16 protein-coding genes are annotated in these 20,598 nt (G+C 70.5%); 1 reads left to right on the plus strand and 15 read right to left on the minus strand.

Translation table 11 applies throughout. From position 1 onward, the window contains the following. A complete protein-coding gene (locus DL519_RS21875) occupies window positions 1-3,045 on the minus strand; it encodes a tetratricopeptide repeat protein (RefSeq protein ID WP_190817554.1) in 3,045 nt (1,014 codons plus the stop codon). Window positions 3,046-3,315: 270 nt separating this feature from the next. Next, window positions 3,316-4,302, minus strand: coding sequence for a glutathione S-transferase family protein (locus tag DL519_RS21880; RefSeq protein WP_190817556.1), 987 nt, complete (start codon window positions 4,300-4,302; stop codon window positions 3,316-3,318). A 137-nt stretch (window positions 4,303-4,439) separates the two neighbouring features. Between DL519_RS21880 and DL519_RS21885 the strand changes: the two genes are divergently transcribed. Beyond that, on the plus strand, window positions 4,440-5,186 hold the full coding sequence (locus DL519_RS21885; RefSeq protein ID WP_190817557.1) for an SDR family NAD(P)-dependent oxidoreductase: 747 nt from the start codon (window positions 4,440-4,442) through the stop codon (window positions 5,184-5,186). 174 nt (window positions 5,187-5,360) lie between these two features. Here DL519_RS21885 and DL519_RS21890 read toward each other — a convergent pair whose 3' ends face one another. The 13 genes from DL519_RS21890 to DL519_RS21965 all read right to left on the minus strand — a co-directional run bounded on the left by DL519_RS21890 (window position 5,361) and on the right by DL519_RS21965 (window position 20,479). Further along, window positions 5,361-5,747, minus strand: coding sequence for a DUF4326 domain-containing protein (locus tag DL519_RS21890; protein WP_190817560.1), 387 nt, complete (start codon window positions 5,745-5,747; stop codon window positions 5,361-5,363). Window positions 5,748-5,956: 209 nt separating this feature from the next. Next, a complete protein-coding gene (npdG, locus tag DL519_RS21895; protein WP_190817562.1) occupies window positions 5,957-6,622 on the minus strand; it encodes an NADPH-dependent F420 reductase in 666 nt (221 codons plus the stop codon). Between the two features lie 77 nt (window positions 6,623-6,699). Further along, window positions 6,700-8,163, minus strand: coding sequence for an RNB domain-containing ribonuclease (locus tag DL519_RS21900; RefSeq protein ID WP_190817564.1), 1,464 nt, complete (start codon window positions 8,161-8,163; stop codon window positions 6,700-6,702). A 4-nt stretch (window positions 8,164-8,167) separates the two neighbouring features. Beyond that, window positions 8,168-8,311, minus strand: a complete 144-nt coding sequence (locus tag DL519_RS21905) for a hypothetical protein (protein ID WP_397544966.1) — start codon at window positions 8,309-8,311, stop codon at window positions 8,168-8,170. A 112-nt stretch (window positions 8,312-8,423) separates the two neighbouring features. After that, window positions 8,424-8,885 carry a hypothetical protein gene (locus tag DL519_RS21910; protein ID WP_190817566.1) on the minus strand — a complete coding sequence of 154 codons (462 nt, stop codon included), beginning with the start codon at window positions 8,883-8,885 and terminating at the stop codon, window positions 8,424-8,426. A gap of 43 nt (window positions 8,886-8,928) precedes the next feature. Then, entirely contained in the window at window positions 8,929-10,035 is a 1,107-nt protein-coding gene (locus tag DL519_RS21915) for a C40 family peptidase (RefSeq protein WP_190817568.1), read from the minus strand. Window position 10,036: 1 nt separating this feature from the next. Beyond that, on the minus strand, window positions 10,037-10,615 hold the full coding sequence (locus DL519_RS21920) for a hypothetical protein (protein WP_190817570.1): 579 nt from the start codon (window positions 10,613-10,615) through the stop codon (window positions 10,037-10,039). Window positions 10,616-10,633: 18 nt separating this feature from the next. Then, window positions 10,634-12,553 (minus strand): hypothetical protein, encoded by a 1,920-nt coding sequence (locus DL519_RS21925; RefSeq protein WP_223839377.1) that lies wholly within the window; start codon window positions 12,551-12,553, stop codon window positions 10,634-10,636. Window positions 12,554-12,835: 282 nt separating this feature from the next. Continuing rightward, window positions 12,836-16,906: an ATP-binding protein gene (locus tag DL519_RS46990; protein WP_223839379.1), complete on the minus strand. Its 4,071-nt coding sequence runs from the start codon at window positions 16,904-16,906 to the stop codon at window positions 12,836-12,838. Then, window positions 16,881-17,396: a hypothetical protein gene (locus tag DL519_RS21950; protein ID WP_190817572.1), complete on the minus strand. Its 516-nt coding sequence runs from the start codon at window positions 17,394-17,396 to the stop codon at window positions 16,881-16,883. The genes DL519_RS46990 and DL519_RS21950 overlap by 26 nt, the downstream gene beginning before the upstream one ends. A 6-nt stretch (window positions 17,397-17,402) precedes the next feature. Then, window positions 17,403-17,696, minus strand: coding sequence for a hypothetical protein (locus tag DL519_RS21955; protein ID WP_190817574.1), 294 nt, complete (start codon window positions 17,694-17,696; stop codon window positions 17,403-17,405). Between the two features lie 555 nt (window positions 17,697-18,251). Beyond that, window positions 18,252-18,917 (minus strand): hypothetical protein, encoded by a 666-nt coding sequence (locus DL519_RS21960; RefSeq protein ID WP_190817576.1) that lies wholly within the window; start codon window positions 18,915-18,917, stop codon window positions 18,252-18,254. After that, window positions 18,875-20,479, minus strand: a complete 1,605-nt coding sequence (locus DL519_RS21965; RefSeq protein WP_190817578.1) for a glycosyltransferase family 39 protein — start codon at window positions 20,477-20,479, stop codon at window positions 18,875-18,877. The genes DL519_RS21960 and DL519_RS21965 overlap by 43 nt, the downstream gene beginning before the upstream one ends. Between the last annotated feature and the right edge of the window lie 119 nt (window positions 20,480-20,598).

A 20,598-nucleotide genomic window follows, 5' to 3' on the forward strand; every position in this document is an offset into this window, starting at 1 on the left:
TCACCACCAGCTCACCGGACGGATCTTGTTCTTGCGGTCCAGCAGAGCCCGGTGCGCGGCGGGGTTTCGGGCCTGCCTGACGAGCTCCGCGAAGGAAAGCTCCAGTTCCCTGCGGAGCTTGCGCTTCGTCGGCGGATTGCCGAACATCGCCAGTTCGTGCGGCTCCGCGAAGTGGACCTTCGTCGAGGACCGCTCGTAGAGCGCCAGCGCGGCCAGCTGCACCCAGGCCTTCAACCGGACGTGCGCTTCGGCGTCGTACCGGCGGTGCTCTTCGTCGTCCCGCAGCAATTCGGTCACCCGCAGCGCTGCCGTCCGGACGTTTTCGGCGGTCGGCCAGTCGGATTTGCCCAGCTTGATCAGGTACGCGCGGATGGCCGCGAGCTGCGCCGCGTCGTACTGGCGGGACACGCGTGGCACGGCATCAAGCACATCGGCCGCTTCCTTCCGCTCACCTTCGCGGAGAAGCAGGCGAGCCAGCCCGAACGCCGCGCCCGCGGGTGCCTTGTCGCGCTGCCATACCGCGCCGTAGCAGCGCCGGGCCTGCTTGAGGTCCCCGCGGTACTCCGCGCACAGGCCAAGTGCGACGGTCGGGATCGACTCGCCCGGCAAGATGGTGTGCACCGCGTGGAAGTGCTGCCACGCGGCGTCGAAGTCCTGCGACGCCAGCGCCACCAGGCCGGCGTGCCAGTCCAGCCGCCATGCGGGTCCGGGGCTCTGCTCCCCCGCCTCCTCGTCGCGGCACCGCTGCTTCCGGGCTGCGGCCAAGCAGGCTTTCGCTCCTGCGACATCGGGCCCGCCGTGCTCGGCTAGCGCGACCCGGCACGCCTTCAGCAGGCTCTCCACCGAGCCCGTCAATTCGCTGGTCAGGCGGCGGAAGTCGCTGGCCGTGACCCGGCGCAGGTAGGCCGCCTGCGGGTCGTGGGGGTCTACCACCGGCGCGGGGAGTTCCTTCACGACCTTCTGTGGCGTGGGGCGGCCGAGCACGGTGAGCTCCGCGCGGTCGTCGAGCCAGTGCTCCAGCGGCGGCACGACACCGAGCCCGCCGTCCAGGTCGCTCGTCACCGGCTCGAAGTGCCGGGACGGCTCGTGGCTTTGCGCGAAACCGCTGAGCGCCATCATCTGCCGCAGCACGCCCCTGAGCTGATCGGCCATCTCCGCCGCCGATGTGAACCGCCGCGCGGAAGCCGGGTCCAGGGCGCGGTCGAGGACGTACTGCACCGGATCCGTGCTGTCGCGCACCGCTTCGCGATCCTCGTCGGTGACCTCGTCGAGCAGCACGACCAGCGTCCTGGCGACCCCGTACAGGTCCGTGGCAACCGACGGCCGGAACCCGCCGGAACCCGGTCCCGGGTAGAAACCCCGGGTGAGCGCCGGTCGGCGATCGCGCCGTCGGCCGTCCCACACGCCGCCCAGGTCCACCAGCACGATGCGGTCGCCGCTGCGGATCACGTTCTCCGGCTTCATGTCGGTGTAGCGGAGCCCGCTCTGGTGCAGGAACTCGACGACGTCGAGGATTTCGCAGCCGTAGGCGAGGATTTCCGCGACGAGCGGCGGATCATGCCTGTCCCGCGGCAGGATCGCCAGCTCGCTCAGCGGCACGCCCGGGACGTAGTCCATCGCGATGTAGTCGACCGGCCCGGTGCCGGTCGAAACCTCCGGATACTGGAAGAAGTCGTGCGCCCGCACCAAGTTCCGGTGTTCGAGGCGGGTCAGGTACCAGGCCTCCGAACGCAGTCCCGCGCCGTGGTCGTCGTCCCGGTCGCTCAACGCCTTGAGCGCCACGTCGCGCTTGAGGTTGTTGTCGTGCGCCACGTAGATCTCGCCGTAGCCGCCCTTCGCCAGGTAACGCAGCACCTGGTACCGCCCGCGGCCGACCCAGGTGTCCTTCTCCAGCTGGGGCGTGGGCGAATCCGGGTCGACCCGGCGGTCCGACGCGGGGAACGCCAGCTTCGGCAACTCCACGAACCCCGCGCACTTCCACACCGCTGCACCATCGCGCGTGGGCGGCTCGGCCTGCGGGCGGCGGAAGCAGGCCTCGCAGAAGCCGGTCTCGTCGATGCGGCCGGGATCGCCGGGGCAGTCCGGGCGGCGGCACCGCGCGCCGACCTCTTCGGGCTGCTCCGAGCGCGCGCCGGCCTCCTCCAACCTGGTGCGTTCGGCGTCGGCGAGGTCGCGCGCCGCGGTCAGGTCGCGATCGAACCCGTCCAGTTCCCGGTGCGACACGTCGTCCGGGGATTCCTCCGCCTTCCGGCGGAAACCCGCCAACTTGACGCGCAGCGAGTTGGAAACCCCCTGCGAGCCGGTGAAGCTCGACGTTCCCCGGTAGATGCCGCGGCGCAGCCCGACCACGCTGCACTCGACGTGCGCCAGGTCGTGGATCCGCGAATCGAACTGGTCCAACCGCCGGGCAGTGCCGCGCCGAGGCGGATCCTCGACGACCGCGGCCCGGAAATCCGGGAGCTGGTCGAGGATCGTGCGCATCGGGATCATCCACGCCAAGCCCTGCGGGTGGCCGTCGTCGGACTTCAGCACCACCATGCCGAGGACCGCCTCGTCGCGGCCGTCGAGCACCGCGGCTCCGCTGAAGCCCACCTCGACGTTGCGGGCGGTCGGCTCGGTGAACAGCTGCACGAGCCCGCCGCCCGCCCGGCCGGCGACCGCCAGCTCCACCCACCTCCCGTTGGGGTGCCGCGCGGAGTGCCCGTAGCACCAGACGCTCGTGCGGCGCTGCAGCTCGGCGCGTTCGACCAGCGGCGCCGACCAGGAGCTGTGCTGAGGCTCGGCCAGCCGTAGCAACGCGATGTCGCGTCCCGCCTCGGCCTCGTCCCCGTCGAACCCGGTTCGCTCGGCGCGGACCTGATCTCCGGCTCCGAGCGGGAAGTCCAACCGCACCTCGGACCGATCGCCGATCACGTGCGCGCAGGTCAGGACGTACTCGCCGTGCAGCAGGAACCCCGTGCCCAGCAAGACATCCGACCGTGCGTCGAGCACCCGCACATGCCACTGCGCGGGCTCCGCAGGCGTCGAGCGACCTTGGCCGAGCATGATCTCGACCGTAGAACGGCCGAGAACCGGAATCCCGCCTTCAGCCCAGCACCACCCGATCGGCCGCTTAGGACTGCTTACGGAATGGCTTGCAGCGGTGCGGGTAGCGGCCCCTGCGGGAGTCACCGTCGCCGTCTCGCTGCGGGTTCCCCGACATCATGAATGCCAGTTCATCACGTCGGGGACTGGCCTCGCCGGGAGCCCTCGGGCGAGCACAGCCTGAGAACAGCGGTGCAAGCTGAGTCCCGCACCGCAAGCGGCTGACGCCGCTTAGGTGAAGATCCCAGGTAGTGTCCCGGTGCCGAACGGCTTGCCGCCCAGGGCTTCTCGGCCGTGCGGGGTGCCCCAGCCCGCGAGATCCGGGCCCACCGGGACGATTTCGGTTGGGTTGATCTGGTGGTGCGTCGCGTAGTAGTGGCGCTTGATGTGGTCGAAGTCGACCGTCTCGCCGAACCCCGGCGTCTGGAACAGGTCCCGCGCATACGCCCACAGGACCGGCATCTCGGTGAGCTTCTGGCGGTTGCACTTGAAGTGGCCGTGGTAGGCGGCGTCGAATCGGACCAGCGTGGTGAACAGCCGGACGTCGGCCTCGGTGATCGCGTCGCCAACCAGGTAGCGGCGGTCCGCCAAGCGCTCGGAAAGCCAGTCCAGGCGGGCGAAGAGCCGCTCGTAGGCCTCCTCGTACGCCTGCTGCGAGGTAGCGAAGCCGCAGCGGTAGACGCCGTTGTTGACATCGGCGTACACCACCGCGTTGACCTCGTCGATCTCCGCGCGCAGGTGCTCCGGGTAGAGCTGCGGTGCGCCGTCGCGGTGGTACGCGGCCCATTCCGTGGACAGGTCGAGGGTGAGCTGCGGGTAGTCGTTGGTGACGACCTTGCGCTCGGCGACGTCCAGGACGGCGGGAACCGTGTAGCGGCCGGTGAACTCGGGATCGGCGGCCAGGTACGCCTTGGACAGGAAGGCGATCCCGGTCACCGGGTCCACGCCCTGCGGGTCGAGGGTGAAGCGCCAGCCGCGCTCGTCGCGGATCGGGTCGACGACCCCCAGCGACAGCACGTCCTCCAGCCCCAGCAGGCGGCGGACGATTACCGACCGGTGCGCCCACGGGCAGGCCAGGCTCACCACCAGCCGGTACCGATCCGGCTGCACCTTCCACCCAGACGAGCCGTCCGCGGTGATCCGCTCGGTGAACCGGTTCGCCTGCCGCACCCACTCGCCCCGCGTCGAGGTCTCCGCCCCGAACTCTGCTTCGGCCATACCCCCAGACTAGGCCCGGCGAGAACCCCGGTTTCAATTGAAACCGGGGTTTCCCAGCAAATGGGCGAGCACGGTCAGCGGGGTTCCGGATCGTGGAGGATTTCGGGTGGAGTCGGGCGCGGATTAGGGTTCCGGGCATGGATCTCGATCTTTCCGGACGCTGCTTCCTCGTCACCGGCGCCAGCAAGGGGCTCGGCTTCGCCACCGCGCGGGCGCTGGTCGACGAAGGCGCCGACGTCGTCGTGTCGTCTTCCTCCGAGGACAACACCGCCGCCGCTGTAGCCGCGCTCGGCGACCACGCCCGCGGGCTCGCCGTCGACCTCACCGACCCCGCCACCCCGCGCCGCCTGATCGACTACGCGCGCAAGCAGTTCGGGCGGCTGGACGGGCTGTTCGTCAGCCACGGCGGACCGCCCGCCGGACTGCCCAGCTCGCTCGACGACGACACGCTGCGCCGCGGCCTGGAGATCGCCGCGATCGCCCCGATCCGGATCGCCCGCGAGGTCGCCGCGGAGCTCGGCGAGGGCGGCTCGATCGTGGTGCTGACCTCCACCTCCGGCGCGGAGCCGCTGACCGGGCTGGCCAGCTCGAACGTCGCCCGGCCCGCGACGCAGGGCTTCGTGAAGGACCTCGCCAACGAGATCGGGCCGCGCGGAGTGCGGGTCAACGCGCTGCTGCCGGGGCGCTTCGACACCGAGCGCTCCCGCCAACTCGCCGCCGGAAACCCGAAGGCGCTGGAGCAAGCCGAGCAAGCGGCGGCCCTGCGACGGTCCGGCGACCCGGCGGAACTGGCCGCGGTCGCAGCATTCCTGCTGTCCCCCAAGGCTTCCTACGTCACCGGGGCCGCCTGGACGGTGGACGGCGGGCGGCGCGCCGAGATGTGATCAGGCGACGCCCTGCTCGTCTTCGGTGCTGCGGGCCTGCTCGACGCGGGCCCGCAGCTCGTCCAGCAGCGTCAGGCCCCCGCTCGCCGCTCGCTCCTCGGCGAGGTGAGGGGCACCCTTGGGCGACTATGCCGGCGACTATGCCGCTCAAGGGTGCCCCTCACCTCTCTCTGTTCAGCCCGCTCGGTGCGCGAGGACGTCGGCGTGGCAGGGCTTGGGCGCGCACCAGCAGCCCAGCGCGTGCCCGCTCAACTCGCCCTCGCGCAGCTTCGCGAGCAGGTTCGGCTGCTCGTCCAGCCACTTCTCGTAGTGCCGGACCATCGCCTCGCGATCGACCTTGGCCTCCTTCAGGAACGGGCTGGCGAACTCCGAATCCGGCCAGTGGTGCCGCGGCCCGGCGTGCCCGACATAGGTCAGCAGGCCCTGCTCCTCCAGCCACGGCACCAGGTGCTTGTGCGGGCCGCCCTTGCGCACGTTGACCACGACGGCATGCCCGTCGAGAAGGGCGTCCGCCCGCTCCCGCTCGTCATCGCTCCAACTGCTCGCCTCGTCCGGCAGCACTACGACCACCTCCGCCGCTCAGGGTGCCGCCCCGGGGGGCGACGGACAATTTCGCAAGAACCGACGACCGGCGTCACCCCGGGCCTGCGCAATTTCTCGCGAAATTGCGCCAATCCCAGGTGGCGGTGACTGTGCGCAGCCGAATACAGCCGAGCGGTGGTCACCCCGGGCGCGGTCAATTTCTCGCGAAATTGCACTCGCAGAACGGCTCAGACGTCGGTGATGCGGAGGCCCGCGTGGGCCTTGTAGCGGCGGTTGATCGCGATCAGGTTCGCCGTGAACGCCTCCACCTGGTGGGCGTTGCGCAGGCGTCCGCCATAGATGCCGCGCACGCCCGGAATCACACTGGCCAACTCGCGGACCACGTCGGTGGCCTCGCGGTCGTCGCCGAGCACCAGGACGTCCAGGTCCACGTGGCTGACCGCGAGATCGGCCAGAGTCACCGCGGAGACGTGGTGGAACGCCGCCGTCATCCGCGACTCCGGCAGCAGCTGCGCCGCCTGCTGCGCCGCGCTGCCCTCCGGCACCGGCAGCGCGTACGGGCCCGTCTTGTCGAAGCCGAGCGGGTTGACGCAGTCGATCACGATCTTGCCGGCGAGCTCCGCCTGCAGGGACTTGAGCAGGTCCGCGTGGCCCTCCCAGGGCACCGCGGCCAGCACGATGTCCGAGGCCGCCGCGCACCCGGCGTTGTCCTGGCCCGAAACGTCGCCACCAGCGATCTCGACGATCTCGGCCGCCGCCTGCTGGGCACGCTCGGCGTTGCGCGAGCCGATCACGACCTTCAGGCCCGCCTTCGCCCACCGGATCGCCAGCCCGCGCCCCTGCGCCCCGGTGCCGCCCAGCACCCCGACCGTCATCTCCCGCACCTCAGCCACGCGGGCCCCTTTCGTCGCCGTCGACCATGCGAATTCCACAATCGCCCCGGAGACACGAATGCGCCACGGGGTGTGCGTCAAGCCACTTCGAACGCGACGTCGCGGCGCGCCGGGTCGGCCTCGACGAGCCGCACCCTGACCTGCTGGCCCTCGCCGAGGCCGGTACCGGTGCACCGCGCGATGACCGGCGGATCGGCCACGAACACCTCGCCCGCCGAACCGTTGGGCACGCGCAGCACCGTCGCGGCGAACTCCTCACCGACCCGCGACGCCAGCGACCAGGCCTGCGCCTGGGCGATGCAGGCGCGCTCCACCTGCCCGGCCATCCGGTCGGAGCTGCCCATCGCCGATGGCAGCTCCGCCAACGCCGCCCGCACCCATTCCGGTACTTCCCGGTCCGATGCCACCGCCAGGCACACCTCGGCGCTGTAGCGGTCGACCAACCGGCGCAGCGGGGCCGTCACGTGCGCATACGAGGCTCCGATTCCCGCGTGGTTGGCCTTCGCAGGCGCCCCGTCGCCGAAAGCCGTGTAGCCCGCGCCGCGCAGCAGGCGGGTCGCCGCCACGTGCACTGCCAACGCCTCCGGCTTGATCGGGTTGAGCCTCGCGAGCGCGGCTGCGGGTGGGGTGTCCACCGGCCAGTGCACGCCGAGCCTGCTCGCCGAACGGCGCAGCCCGGCGACCGTTTCCGGCTCCGGGTCGGGCACCGTGCGTAGCACGCCGATCCCGGCCGACAGCATCATCTCCGCCGCGCACATGCCGGTGAGCAGGGAGATCTCCGCGTTCCATTCCTCGACCACGAGACGCGGCCGCAGCACCAGCCGCCAGCCGCCCGCACCGTCGGATTCCACCTGCTGCTCCGGCAGGCCGAGCTCTATCGCGCCGCGCAGCACCGCCTGCTCCCGGCGCAGCCGCCCGACCTCGGGAAGCAGCGCGATCGAAGGATGCGGGTCGCCGTGCCGCAGCGAACGCTGCACGCCGTCGTAGTCCAGCTGCGCGACCGACCGCACCAGCGCCCGCCGGACGTCGACGCGCACCGGCAGCCCGTCGGAATCCAGGTCGATCGTCCACAACACGCCGGCGCGCACCTGGTCCGGCAACAGGCTCGCGGCGTCTTCGGACAACCGCGTCGGGTGCAGCGGAACGTTGCCGTCCGGCAGGTAGAGGGTCTGCCCGCGCCGCCGCGCCTCGACGTCCAGCGCGCCACCGGGCAGCACGAAAGCGGCGACGTCGGCGATCGCGTAATGGATGCGGAACCCGCTACGCCGGCGGCGGACCAGCACCGCCTGGTCGAGGTCCTTGGAGCCGGGCGGGTCGACCGTCACCAGCGGCAGGTCGGTGGCGTCCACCCGCGCCCCGGTGGGCACCGGCTGCGCGACGGTCTGCTCCACCTCGGCGAGCGCGGCGGTCGGGTAGTCGACGGGCAGCCCCAGCTCGGCGCGGATCGCCGAGAAGTCCAAGCCCAGTTCCGGCCGACTCCGACCGGTCGGTAAGGCGGCGGCAGCTACGGTGCCACCCGGTGGGATCCCCGCCGCCGCCACGAGCTCAGTCCTCGCTGTTCCAGCGCCGGTCGGCGTCGTCGGCCGCTTTGGTCCGCTCCTCGGCTATCTCCAGCGCACGAGCAGCGGTCTCCCGGTCCGGGTACGGCCCCAGGCGCTCAGCAGCCCGGCAACCGGCCTTCGGCTCCACCTGCCGATGCTTCAAACAGAAGTACCAACTTCCGCCGCCCATGCCTCGAGCCTCGCACGACAGCGCGCACCTGTCACGCTCCGGGCCGCGACACGACCGGTATGTCCCAACCTCACCAGGCCGGTGGGGGAGGCGCGGCCGGCATCGGCTGCTGGCCGCCGGGGTCCTGCCGCGGGATCGGGTCCAAGCAGGACACCAGCACCTGGTGAGTCTCCGGGTTGTCGATGCGGCGACCATCCCGCATCCGGTATTCCAGGTCGCCGTTGTCGCCGACCTCCACGGTGCACCCGACCTCGGCGAGCTGGTCGTCGTCGAGGTCCACCAGGCGCTCGTAGCGGGACGGCACCACCCGGTACACGGGCCACTGCAGGTGCCCGAAGGCCTGGTGGAACTCCGCCAGCAGGTTGCTCATCTGCTGCTGCCACGGCAGCGGCATGGCCTCGGCCAGCGATCGCGGCAGCACCGCGTACCCGCCGTCCACCCCGGGCAGGGGCTGCCGGGTCAGGTAGTCCCCCAGCGGCGTGCTCGATGCGGGCGGACGAGACGGCCACGGAATCGGGTCCGGCGTGAACATGATCAACCCTTTCCGAAGGTCAGCAGGCCGCCGCCATTCTTACCTACCGCGCACCCCCGGCGGCAGGAGCGGGCGCGCCCGGCGACGGCGTGTCGGCGGGCGCACCGGGCTCGCGCGGCGCGGTCCCGGCAGGCGGGACGGGCTCGCTCGTCGAGGATCCAGCCCCGCTCGACGGCGCCGGATCGGCGGCGGGGCGGACCACCGTGGGCAGCAGCTGGCCGCCGTCCCACAACTTCGTCACCTCGACGGCCTCGCCGGGCTGCGGCGCGTGCAGGACCTCGTTGTCGCCCAGGTACAGCGCCACGTGGTGGATTCCGTTCGGATCCCGGCCGTACCCCCAGAACACCAGGTCACCGGGCTGCGCCTGGGCCAGCGGGACGTGCGCGCCGCCCTGGAAATACTGGCTCTGCGAGTACTTCGGAATCTCCACCCCGGCCGCCTTCCAGGCCTGCTGCGTCAAGCCCGAGCAGTCGAAGGCGTTCGGCCCCGCCGCGCCCCACACGTACGGCTTGCCGAGCTGGGTCTGGGCGTACTGGATCGCCTGGCTGGCCAGCACGCCAGCGCTGGGCAGGTCCTGGCAGGAGCTGATGCCCTCGACGTTGCCCTCCACGCTCACCAGGTGCGCGGCCATCGGCTCCCACTTGTGATAACGCAGCGGGAACGCCGACCGCTCCACCCGCTGGGAGGCGTCGCCCGGCCGCATCTCCTCCCAGCGAGGCACCGCGAGCAGCACGTCGTAGAACTTGTTGATCGCGTAGTCCACGTCGGTGACCTGCTGGACCGAGCCCCAGCCCATGGACGGCCGCATCTGGAAGATGCCCAGCGAGTCCCGGTCGCCGTGGAAGACGTTGACCAGGTTCGACTCGGTCTTGCCCGCCTGGATCGCGATCTGCCAGGCCCGCGGCGGCAGGCCGCGCTGCTTGCCGATCTCGATGATGCGCTTGGCGATGGCGACCGATTCGCCGGACAGCGTCGCGGCGTCCCGCTCGCCGCGGCCCGCGCCATCGCCCCACGGCCCCAGGTCTGCGCTGCAGTTGGACCAACCCGCGCCCCGCCCACCGCTGCCGACCAGCAGGGCGGTCACCGCGCCGACGCCGATCAGACCTGCGAAACCCGCGAGCACGACGAACGCAACCACGAGCTTCCGCATGTCAACCTTCCTTGTCGTACTGGGCGACTCGCCAACCGGCAGGGGTCTTGTTCACGGTCACCGAGAGCGCGCCGATGTCGGTTGGCAACCGCACCACTATCGAGCCCCCGGTGGAACTGACCGCGGTGGTCGCACCGGTGATCACGTTGCCCGCGTTGCCCGGATCCACCGACGCCATCTCGGTGAGGAACTCGTCCGTCGTGTACGGGCGCAGCTTGTCCAGCCATTGCTGGCGGTCGGCGCCGACCGGGTGGTCCACCCACGCCTTGCCCCATTGCTCGACGACGGCCAGCCCGGCCGGGTCGGGGGCGACCGGCGCCGGGGCGGCCTGCGGCACCGTGATCGTCGGCGGCGACTTCGTCCGGGTCGGCGGCGGCACCACCGCCGAGCGCTGGGACGCGGAGGTGCGGGGGGCGGCCATGTTCCCGCTCGGCGGCGGCTCGGGCAGCAGGAAACCGATGGCAGTAGCCACCACGGCGAGCGCGATCACCGCAGTCGCCAGGTGCTTCGGCGAGCGCAACGGCCAGCCCCACAGCCTGCGGTACACCGCGGCCCGGCCGCGATGCGTCCGGATCGGCATCAGCTACCCCTCTTCCGCTCAGCCATCGGCTACCTCCAGCCCTCGGGAAGGCCGGTAGACCACGTAGACCGGACGGCCGGCCACGACCTCCATCTCCGCTCGGCGCGGTGCCGGTTGTTCCGGCGGTCCGGGGACCGGGGAACCGGCCGTGCGCGACGGGATCAGCACCGGATCTTCGTCCATTCCATCCCATTTGGCATCCGCCACCGGGTTGGTATCGACCACTCGGCTCGTGCTCCGCGCCTCCGGCAGCGCCGCCGCTCCGCCTGGTCGGCGCGCCGCGCCTCCGGCGGGCAACGCGGTTCCCGCGCCCGCCGCCACCGCGGCCGGCGCGTCGCGGTCCAACCGCTGCGCGGTCGCCGCGACCGACATGTGCTGTGCCTCCGGCCGGCTCCGCCGGCGGCCGCGCTGCGGCGTCCCGTGCTCCTCATCGGAATCCATGTCGCGCACCTGGTCCCAGAAGTTGCCGCCCTCTTCCTCCGACCGCCCGCGCCCGCGGAACTTGGCGAACAGGCCCTGCGGGGCGCGCGGCATGGCGCGGCCGACCGTGCCCACCGACAGCTGGACCATCTGGCCGATCCGCCGGACCGGCTTGGCGACCAGCAGGAACACCACCGTGACCAGCGCGGCGAGCAGGATCTGGGTCAGCGCCGAGAATCCGCGCAGCGGGTCGAAGATCCAGGTCAGGATCAGGGTGTGCAGCCCGGCCAGCGCCGAGATCATGACCACGTTGAGCACTGCGGCCCCGGCCACCCGGCCGATGGTGCGCAGCACCTGGTGGTAGATCAGCGCAACGAGCCCGATCAGCGGCCCGGCCAGGATCAGCACCCGGAGCAGCACCTGGGCGAGCAGGATCGCCGCCTTCGCGAGCAGCTGGAACGCCGCGTAGGACAGGCCCTGCACCAGGGCCAGCACCCCGGAGCCGACGCGGCTGCCGTCGACACCCTGGAAGTAGCCGTAGGAACTGCCCATCTTGCCGGCGACGTCCTCGAAAGCCTGCTTCTTCGGCTCCGGTGAACCGGCGTCGGCCCCGTCGTTGACCTCCTGCTTGGTCCACGCCTGCGCGCGCAGCAGGTCCCGGCCGAACTGCTGGGCCTGCGGGGAGTCGGGCGAGCCGAACTCGCCGCGCAGCCAGTTGCGGTAGATGACCTGGTCGTGCAGCAGCGTCGGCAGCGCGTTGGCCTCGTCGACGCCGACCTCCCGCAGGAACCCCGCCTGCACAGCCGAGGTCCCGGTGATCACCACGTCGTCCAGCGCGTGCGTGTAGACCAGCGGCGTCAGGTAGGTCGCGGAGGCGAACCAAAGCCCCGCCAGCGCCCACATGCCCCGCTTGCCGATCGTGGCCAGGTCGCCCTGCCAGATGTAGCGGAACAGCACTATCGCCAGCACCAGCGCGACCAGCCCGAACCACGGGGTGAACACGCTGTCGTAGAGCGCGACGGTGCCGGTGGCAATGACGTCGTCCAGCGGGTCCATCAGGTCGCCGTTGAGCAGCGCGTAGTGGAGGCCGTTGGTGGCGCCGACGAGGTTCTTGGCGACGTTGAACATCTCGTTGCCGAGCCAAGTGTCGACCAGCGCGTTCGGATTGGTCACGCCCTGCGGGCCGCAGCCGAGGTCGTAGGTGTGCCAGACCAGCCCGGCGTAGCCGACCTCGTCGTAGGCGCTGCCCGGATTCCCGACACCCATCGGCGCGGGATCCAGCGCTCCGACCATGCCCGAGCCCGGTCGCTCAGGGTTGGGCGCTTCCTTGCAGTCGAAGCCCTGACCCCAGGCCGGGGCGCCGATCAGCGCCTGGATCGCGATCAGCCCGGCGACGAGCGCGAACGCGCGGCGCCGGGGGGTCGTGCGCGCGACGGCGTTCTTGGAACTCGAGAGCCCCAGCCCGCGTTCGCGCTCACGACGCCACCGGACCAGCACGGTGCCAATCACGGCCACCATGATCAGTACGCGGCTTACCGCGCGTCTTCCCCACCGTTCCGGAGGTGCATAAGAACGTGCACCTCCGGAGCCGCCTGTCCCCAGACGAACGTTGGCCACACCGTTCGATGTGGTCTTCCCGTGGCGATACCCGCCGCCCGCACAGTGCGGGTCTTGCATGGGTTTCCATCGGGCTGTCACGACGCAACTCGCCGCCACCCGGCAAGGCCGGGGAACCAGGTTGCTGACAGATCGGCTTGGCTTTCACCGACCCCACGCCAACTTCCTTCAAAAATGATCATGTCAGACGTGATCTTCCCCACCCCGCTCGCCCGGCCGACCGGTCGAGCGCTCGCTGCCGTCATCGGTGTAGCCGATGCCGACCGTTTCGAGCTCGAATTCGTCGAACGATTCGAAGTCGTCCGCGTACTCCTCGGCCGAGCGCAGCGCCGGGACGCTGGAGTCGGAGTTCGCGCCGTTGTCGACCGGCTGCAGGGCCCGGCGTTCGACGCGGTCGTCGGCGGTCGGCGTGGTGTCCAGCGCGTCGCGCACGTGGTCCAGGTGCGGGCCGGAGAAGTCGATGCGGATCTTCTCCACCCCGCCGGCCCCGTCGCCGAAGATGAACTGGCGCGGCGCGTGGTCGCGCTCGGTGGCGTTGCGGGCCGGGCCGGGGCGGCGGCCCAGCGCCGCCACCACCTGTTCGTACCCGGCGCCGACTGGCACCTTGAGCAGCCGCAGCGCGTCGGCCTGCGCCTGCTCGTCGTCCAGCCGCCCGATGAACACCGAGTCCAGCAGGGAAACGAAACCCTGGATGCGCAGGAAGTCCGCCGGGATCTGGCTGGACAGCAGGACTCGGACGTTCCACTTCCGGGAGTCGCGGGCGAACCGGTTCATCAGCACCCGGCCGGTCGGCACCTCGGAGAGGAAGAACGCCTCGTCGATCCACACGCCCTTGCGCTCGTTCTTGGGCCGCTCGTAGATCGACCGCTGCGTCAGCCAGGCGGCCAGGTTGAGCATCTCGACGCCAAGCGCCTCCGCGTCGGTCCAGTGCTCCCGGCCGACGCCGTCCTTCGGCAGCGTCAGGCCCGCCATGGTCAACACCGTGAGCCGGTCCTCGCGACGCTCGGAGTACGGGTCGGCGTTGACCTCGGGGATCAGCAGCGACATCCGCTCCCGGATCTCGTCGAGGAAGTCGGCCACCACCACGGCGTGCTCGTGGTGTTCGCTCGCGTCGCGGCGCAACGCCTCGAAGACCATGCCCGGGTGGGCGTCGGGCCGGCCGCCGACTGCGCGGACCGCGCGCAGCAGCACGATCCGGGTCTGCGGCAGTCGCGCCACCTCGTACGGCAGCAGCCCGGTCAGCACGTCGAGCACCAGGCGGCGGCGGGTGGCCGCGGCCAGCGCGCGCTCGCGACGCCAGCTGCGCTCCGGGTCTTCCTCGTCGACGAAGTGCTCCAGTTCCGGCTCGGCGACCACCCGGTACGGGTTGAGGATGCCGGGCTGGGCGTTGAGCAGGTTGATCGGCCGGGCGTAGGGCCGCAGCTCGGGCAGCTCGCACAGCGCGGCCAGCGGACCGGACGGGTCCAGCAGCGTCCAGTGCGCCCCGGAGCGCAGCGTCTTGTAGACGGTGCCGCCGCCGAGGAAGGAGTTGTGCGTGGGGATGCACGTCTCCCCGGCCAGATACATGTGGTCCGCGTTATCCACCTGGACACAACGCACCGGAACAGATTCCACCGGCACTACATCGGCGATGTAGCGATAGCGGTTCGTGTCCCGAATGCTCGGATTGAGCCGCGCCAGCTTCCGCGAGAGCCGGAACACCTTGTCCGAGGTGGTGAACGAGATGATGTAGGCGGTCGAGGTGTGCGGATGCCGCCCCTTTACCTGCTTCGTGCGCAACCGAGCCTGGTATCCCAGTCCCAGCACCAACTCGTGAACATCCCGAGCCAGTCGCTGGTTCGTCACGGAGAACTCGATGCCACCCGACGGCTTGCAGTACCCATCCGTATCGAGCAGACCGGCGAGCAACGCGCGGCGCTGCCTTTCGGACGCTCGTAGGTAGGCGGCCGGGATGTGCTTGTCGCCCAGCAGGCCCATCCGCCGCAAATTCTGCTGCACCGCACCCGGCAAGCCGTAATCCCGTTGCGACGGACGATACCGGCACTCCTGGCCGGCAAACTCGATCTCGTCGATGATCTCACGATCGAAGACCGTGATGGCCGCTCGACACGAGGTTCCGTCGCCGAGCCACGCCCCAAGCAGGTACGGCTCGACGGGCAAGTCGGCTTCCGGCAGGTCGAACGCCGCTGCGACCGGAACCGCGTGGTTTCGCTGCCCGCCGGAACTGAGCGTCGCAGCGATCTCAGCGGTCGTATGGATCGTGGGGCGCTGATTGACCTCCAGCGAGATCTCACCACGGCGCTGGTGCCCGCGAACGAAACGCGAATAGTAGACCGTGCCATCGCTGCGGGCGTCAGGGGTACGCCGGTATGTCCACACCTTCGTCGGCTGGCCACAGCCGCAGGCGCAGCTACCCGGAGGCGGTTCCGGGCTCGACATCGTGGCGGCGGCCCGGCGGAGTCGTTCCGCTAGCCGGTTCTGGGCCTTCCAGTCCTTCCTCGTCCGAGTCAGCCATTGATGCTGCGCGTCGGCGCGGATCACGGACCCATCCGCGAACACCACGTCATAACACGGACGATCGAGCAAAACGTCGGTTGCGGCGATCACGCGAGTCGGCTTGCCATCCATTCCCAGCAGTTGATCGCCGACCTTGACCTCACCCATCGTGGTCCAGCCAGTCGGCGTGGGCAGCGGGGTTTCCAGGGCAAGCGCCTTGCCCCCACCCAACCCGGCGACTATTGCGGTCAGGCCGGAAGCGTCGCGGATCTCCTGCGCCATCCACGGGTCCCAGGCCACCGGGCGCCGGGTCGCGGTGCAGGTCTCGCCGAGCAGGACGCCACGCCGGTCGCCGACCTCCGCGGTCGCCTGCGGCACCGCGGAAGCCGCCCAGACCACCGATCCTCGGCGCAGGTAGGCGCTGTTGGCCAACGGCTCGCCGGGGATGAATTCACGCGCCATCGCGTACTGCGCTTCGGGGTGCTCGATGGCGACCTTCGGCTTGTACAGGTCGAGGATCTGCTGCGCCAACCGCAGCGCGTCCCGCTCGGTGGGGCCGGAAACCGCCAGCCGCCACCAGGATTTGACCCGGGTGGCCAGCGCGGTGAAGCCGGAGGTCATCTCGTCGTCGACCTCCAGCACCCGGCCCGCCTGCCGGGCCAGCGAGGTCGGCGGCTCCAGGCCGTGCTCCTCGGTGTAGTGCCGCACCTGGGAGCGCACCTTGTTCATCTGCCTCTGCAGCTCGCCGCCGACGTCTTCGGGGCGCCGCACGTAGATCCGCGCGGACCATTCGACGGGCGCGGGCAGCCGGTCGGAGTGCTGCACCCAGGGGTCGTCGATCTCCGGGATCTGCAGGCCGTGGGTCTGCCCGACGGTGAGCACCGCGAGGTGCCGGGTGACGCCCGCGTTCGAGCCGGTGCGGCCGCGCACCGTCACGGTCGGCGCGTACGGGTCCTGGTGCATGTCGGAGGCGTCGGTGAAGGACGCGAGGTCCTCCGGTTCCCACGGAGAGCCGGGCACCGCGGGGAGGTTGCGCGGCGCGGGCAGGCCCAGCGAGCACGAGCGGTGCATCAGCCAGGAGATCTCCTCGGCGCTCACCGGACGCCCGTCCAGCCCGGCCGAGCCGATCACCTGGTCCAGGTGCTCGATCTCGCTGTCCAGCGCGACGAGTTCGGCGTCCACCGCTTCCGGGAACACCCGGCGCAGCAGCGGCGCGGCGCGTTCGACGGCGCGGTCCACCACGTTGCGGGTCTGCACCTGGACGCCCAGGTAGACCTCTTTCTCCGCCATGGAACGGCCCATCAGCTGCTGCTGCTCGCCGACCATGTAGTCGTCGAAGGACAGCGCACCGGGCGCGTCCGGCATGGGGTTGCGCGCGTTGTGCACGTGCGCCTCGGCCCACATCCTGATCGGGTAGGGCCGGTTCGTCACGCGCAGGTGCATCCAGCGGCCCTGCAGTTCGGCGTACTGGCCGGCGATCGCGGCGATCAGGTCCTGGCGCTGTGAATCGGAGCGGAAGGACCAACGCTGCGGCGAAAGCCGGTACCAGGCGAACACGTCCTGGCCGGTGCGCAGCACGTGGCCGTCGATCGACCGCGCGGCGATCGACGGCGTGTAGTTCGGGATGGACTGCTCGTCGCTGGGTCCGCGGCCGCGTTTGCTCTGCTTTCCGCTGGCGCTGCGGACCTTGCCGTTCGAACCGCGGGGACCCGGAACCTGGTGCGTGTTGCGCTCACGGCCTCGCCGGCGACCGAACACCGCGAACCTCCTTGCTACGCGTGCGCCTGCTGGGAACCGTGCCGCGGGCCGCCGGCTGCCTGGACCGGGCGGGCCGCTGCGGTTGCTGCGGCTGCTGCGGGCGAACCCGCTTGGACTTCTTCCTGGGCCGAGGCCGCTGCGCCTTCACCCTGATCCGCGCCGCGCTGGCGGCGCCGCCCGTGCCGGACGTCTTCTCGCGGGGCGTGGTGAGCTCGCGGAGCCACATCACCAGCACCGCACCCAGCGGGCGTTCGTGCCCGATCCGGGAGCAGATGATCCGGGTGACGACGACCGTGATGACCACGGCCCACGCGGTGGAGAAGAAGCCGAAGCCGATGTTCATCCGGCGCTCGACCCCGAGCACGATCAGGAACACCACGAGCCCCACGCCCCAGGCGACGTAGCGGGCCCGCCACGGGAAGGTCGCCTTGGGTGGGCCGAGCCAGACCGCGTCGACCCGGTAGATCTCGTCGTCGGTCCGTATTCGCACGCCGGATCACCCGCCGCTGGTGCTGAACAGGCCAGCGATGAACGTGCCGATGTTGACACCCGCCCCGTTGACGGCGAGGCCGACGATCGCGAGCGCGACGATCACCCCGCCGACGCGGCGCATGACGCCCGCGTTGTCGCCCTTGCCGCCGCCCAGCCACAGCAGCAGGATCGCGACGGTGAGCAGCAGCAGCGGCAGCAGGTTTTCGAGGATCCAGCCCTGAATGCCTCCCGTGCCCACCTGTGTCTGCTGCGCCAGTACGTCCAGTTGCGCCAGTGTTTCCAGCGGCATGGCGGTCATCTCTTTATCCCTGATTGCGCTGAGTGTCGTCGGGTCGGTACCTCAGCGTTCCGGGCCGGCCCCGGCACGCAGGTACGAGTAGAACATGGCATGGTCACCAGAAGTAGTGGTTGCGAGTTCCGGTGTGGCGGAATCGGTCGCGCGTAGCCGTCGCCGTCACACCGTGAATAGGCCTTTCGGGCAAGCCACTTTCGGCGCACCACCGGGAAGAAGACGCTCACCAGGCCGGTTCTGGTCTGGATCAGTATGGCTGTTCACCCGCTTGCGAGCCCCTTCGTAACACACCGTGCACGTTTCCGGTGAGCCAGTGGATTTCCGCACATCGCGTCATGATGCACCCGACCGGATCACGCGAATGTGAAATCGCGGGGCCGGATCGGAACAAGGTGATCTTGGCGCGCCAACTCAGGGTAGCGGTTCCGGTACAGCGACCGGCGGGCAGGGCCGTCCCCCGACGGAGACCGGCCGGGTGCACAGTGGACGATTCACGATTCCGGCGGGCGGCCCGGAAGCCGGACGCCCCGGCATCGGCCGGGTCGTCCGGAACTGGAGCGGTCACTGGCTGGCCCAGTACGCGTAGGACTGGTAATCCGGATAGGGGCCGAGGAATTCCTGCAACGGGCCCAGTTCGATGGTCACGGCCGAATCGGTGACCAGCTCGGCCGCGATCTCGAAGGTGGTCTCCACCCAGCCGCGCGGATCGGCGTCGAACTGCCAGATGCCCGCGACCTCCCCGTTCACCTCGACCTGGATGGCCCGGGAACCGGTCGGCTCGGCGGCCTCCGGCTCGGTCGCGTCGATGCGCGCCATGACCGTCAGCGGCTGGTGCGGGATCAGGTCATGGAAGGTGAAGCTCTCGCCGCCGATGACGTGCCGACCGCTGTCGACCACGTCGCCGCCGTCGGGCCCGGTGACCGTCTTGACGTGGGTTTCCGGCTGGAAGCCCTGGTGCGCCGGCATCACCTGGTAGTCGTGCCGTTCCTCGTCGCGCAGGTCGGCGACGTTGAGGCGGTCGCGGATCTGCCCGTTCGGCGCCTGCAGCGGCTCGGCGCCGGAACCCAGCGCGTTCCAGTCGGCCTGGTAGATGGTCACCTTGTTGCAGGTCCGCGCCGCCTGGCAGGCCGATAGCCCGCCGATCGTGGTGTGCGAGAAGGTCGGCGACTTCAGCTCGAAGGTGATCAGCTCGCGGCCGAACAGGCCGCCCTCCCCGAGGCCGTGCACGCTCCACGAGTCGAAGATGACGAAGTAGTCCGGTCGCCGCTGCTGCGGCAGGTGCCGCAGTTCCTCGTAGAGGCTGCCGGCACCTGCAGGTTCGGGGTGGCGAACCCGGTGGTGGCCAGCCCGATCAGGTCGACCACGTAGCGGTCCGAGAAGTAGGCGATCGCGCCGACGTCGTTGACCGCGACGCTCGCCCCGCGCGGCAGGTGCCCCTTGATCCAGTGGCTGATGGTCACCTGCTGGTCCCGGATCCCGGCGGCCTGCTGCGCCTGCCGCAGGCTCCACGCCGGCAGTTGGGAGACGGTGAACAGCAAGGCCACCACGACCCCGCCGACCAGCACGGACCGCCGCGCGCCACCGGTGAACAGCTGCGCCGCCGAGTGTATCCCGATGACGCCGAACAGCAGCAGGATCGGCATCAGCGGCTGCACGTAGCGCATGTGGTGGATGTCGGAGTACTCCAGCGTCGACACCGAGGCCAGCACCAGCACGACCCCGAGCCCGGCGGCCAGCGCCAGGCCGCGCCACTGCGGGAACCGCCGGAACAGCCCGATCACGCCCGCCACCGCGAGCAGCAACGCACCGGGGAAGACGTAGTCCTGAGTGGACAGTCCAGTGAAAGCGTCCAGGAAGATGCGGAAATTGCTGAGCACCTTGTCCGCGACTTCCAGCGGGTACACCGCCGGCATGTGCAGCAGCGACTTGGCCAGCACGCCGTTCTGCTCCGCCGAACCCGTCGCGGACCAGTAGTACAGGTACTGGGCCCCTGCGGCGTAGACCGGCAGGCCGATCCAGAGGATCCGGCCGATCACGCGCGGCCAGGCGGCGCGGGTGCCGCGGGCGTGCGCGATCACGTGCCAGATCATCGCCAGGCCGAGCATCCCGGCGAACAGCAGCGCTTCGGTCCGGGTCAGCGCGGCCGCCACCGCGACCAGCGGAGTCCAGACGAACCGGCTCTGCGCGCGCTCGCTGGTGAACACCAGCAGCAGCGAGACGAGCAGGAAGGCGACGAACGCGATCTCCATGCCGCTGGTGGCGCCCCAGGCCAGCGGGCCGCTGAGCGCGACGAGCAGCCCGGCGAAGATGCCGACCTGGCGGCCGACGAGCCGGGTGCCGAGCCGGTAGGTGCCCGCGGCGGTCAACGCCAGGCACAGCGCGCCGAACGTCATCGCGAACGGAAGGAAGGCCGCGCCCTGGACGCCCAGCGCGTAGGCGCCGCCGAGGATCAGCACGTAGAGGAGGCTGCTCGCGCCGGTGCTGATCGGGTCACCGGTGTTGTACTGCAGGAAGTGCCCGGTACCGATCTGGCGCGCGTACTGCAAGTGGATGTAGGCGTCGTCGACCGGGGGGATGAAGTTCCACTGGTTGTAGGCCAGGTTCACGGCCAGGAACAACGCGCTGACGAGGAACGACAGGCCGCCGATCGACCACGCGGCGGCGTCCCGGAAGGGACGTCCGGCAGATCGCAAACCCCCCGCGACCGCCGCCGCGGTGGTCCGCTCGCTCGGGGTCGCGGCGGGTATCTCGTCGTGTTCGCCGACGCCGGGCGCCACGAATCTCGTCATTCTGGCTCCGAAGGTGGATCAGCGCGTTTCAACGCGCGGGAAGAAAGAAGTTGCCGACCGGCGGCGGCGAAGATCGGCGCGGCGTTGCGGACTCCTGAGAAACCGATGCCTCCCCGCAA

Source organism: Saccharopolyspora pogona, assembly GCF_014697215.1.
Lineage (GTDB): Bacteria > Actinomycetota > Actinomycetes > Mycobacteriales > Pseudonocardiaceae > Saccharopolyspora > Saccharopolyspora hattusasensis.

What these genes read in the sequence shown, in the direction of transcription:
- DL519_RS21875 (WP_190817554.1), bottom strand. Translation starts at nt 3,045, where the DNA reads ATGCTCGGCCAAGGTCGCTCGACGCCTGCGGAGCCCGCGCAGTGGCAT.
- DL519_RS21920 (WP_190817570.1), bottom strand. Translation starts at nt 10,615, where the DNA reads ATGCCGATCCGGACGCATCGCGGCCGGGCCGCGGTGTACCGCAGGCTG.
- DL519_RS21885 (WP_190817557.1), top strand. Translation starts at nt 4,440, where the DNA reads ATGGATCTCGATCTTTCCGGACGCTGCTTCCTCGTCACCGGCGCCAGC.
- DL519_RS21965 (WP_190817578.1), bottom strand. Translation starts at nt 20,479, where the DNA reads ATGACGAGATTCGTGGCGCCCGGCGTCGGCGAACACGACGAGATACCC.
- DL519_RS21910 (WP_190817566.1), bottom strand. Translation starts at nt 8,885, where the DNA reads ATGTTCACGCCGGACCCGATTCCGTGGCCGTCTCGTCCGCCCGCATCG.
- DL519_RS21880 (WP_190817556.1), bottom strand. Translation starts at nt 4,302, where the DNA reads ATGGCCGAAGCAGAGTTCGGGGCGGAGACCTCGACGCGGGGCGAGTGG.
- DL519_RS21925 (WP_223839377.1), bottom strand. Translation starts at nt 12,553, where the DNA reads ATGGTGGCCGTGATTGGCACCGTGCTGGTCCGGTGGCGTCGTGAGCGC.
- DL519_RS21915 (WP_190817568.1), bottom strand. Translation starts at nt 10,035, where the DNA reads ATGCGGAAGCTCGTGGTTGCGTTCGTCGTGCTCGCGGGTTTCGCAGGT.
- DL519_RS21955 (WP_190817574.1), bottom strand. Translation starts at nt 17,696, where the DNA reads ATGACCGCCATGCCGCTGGAAACACTGGCGCAACTGGACGTACTGGCG.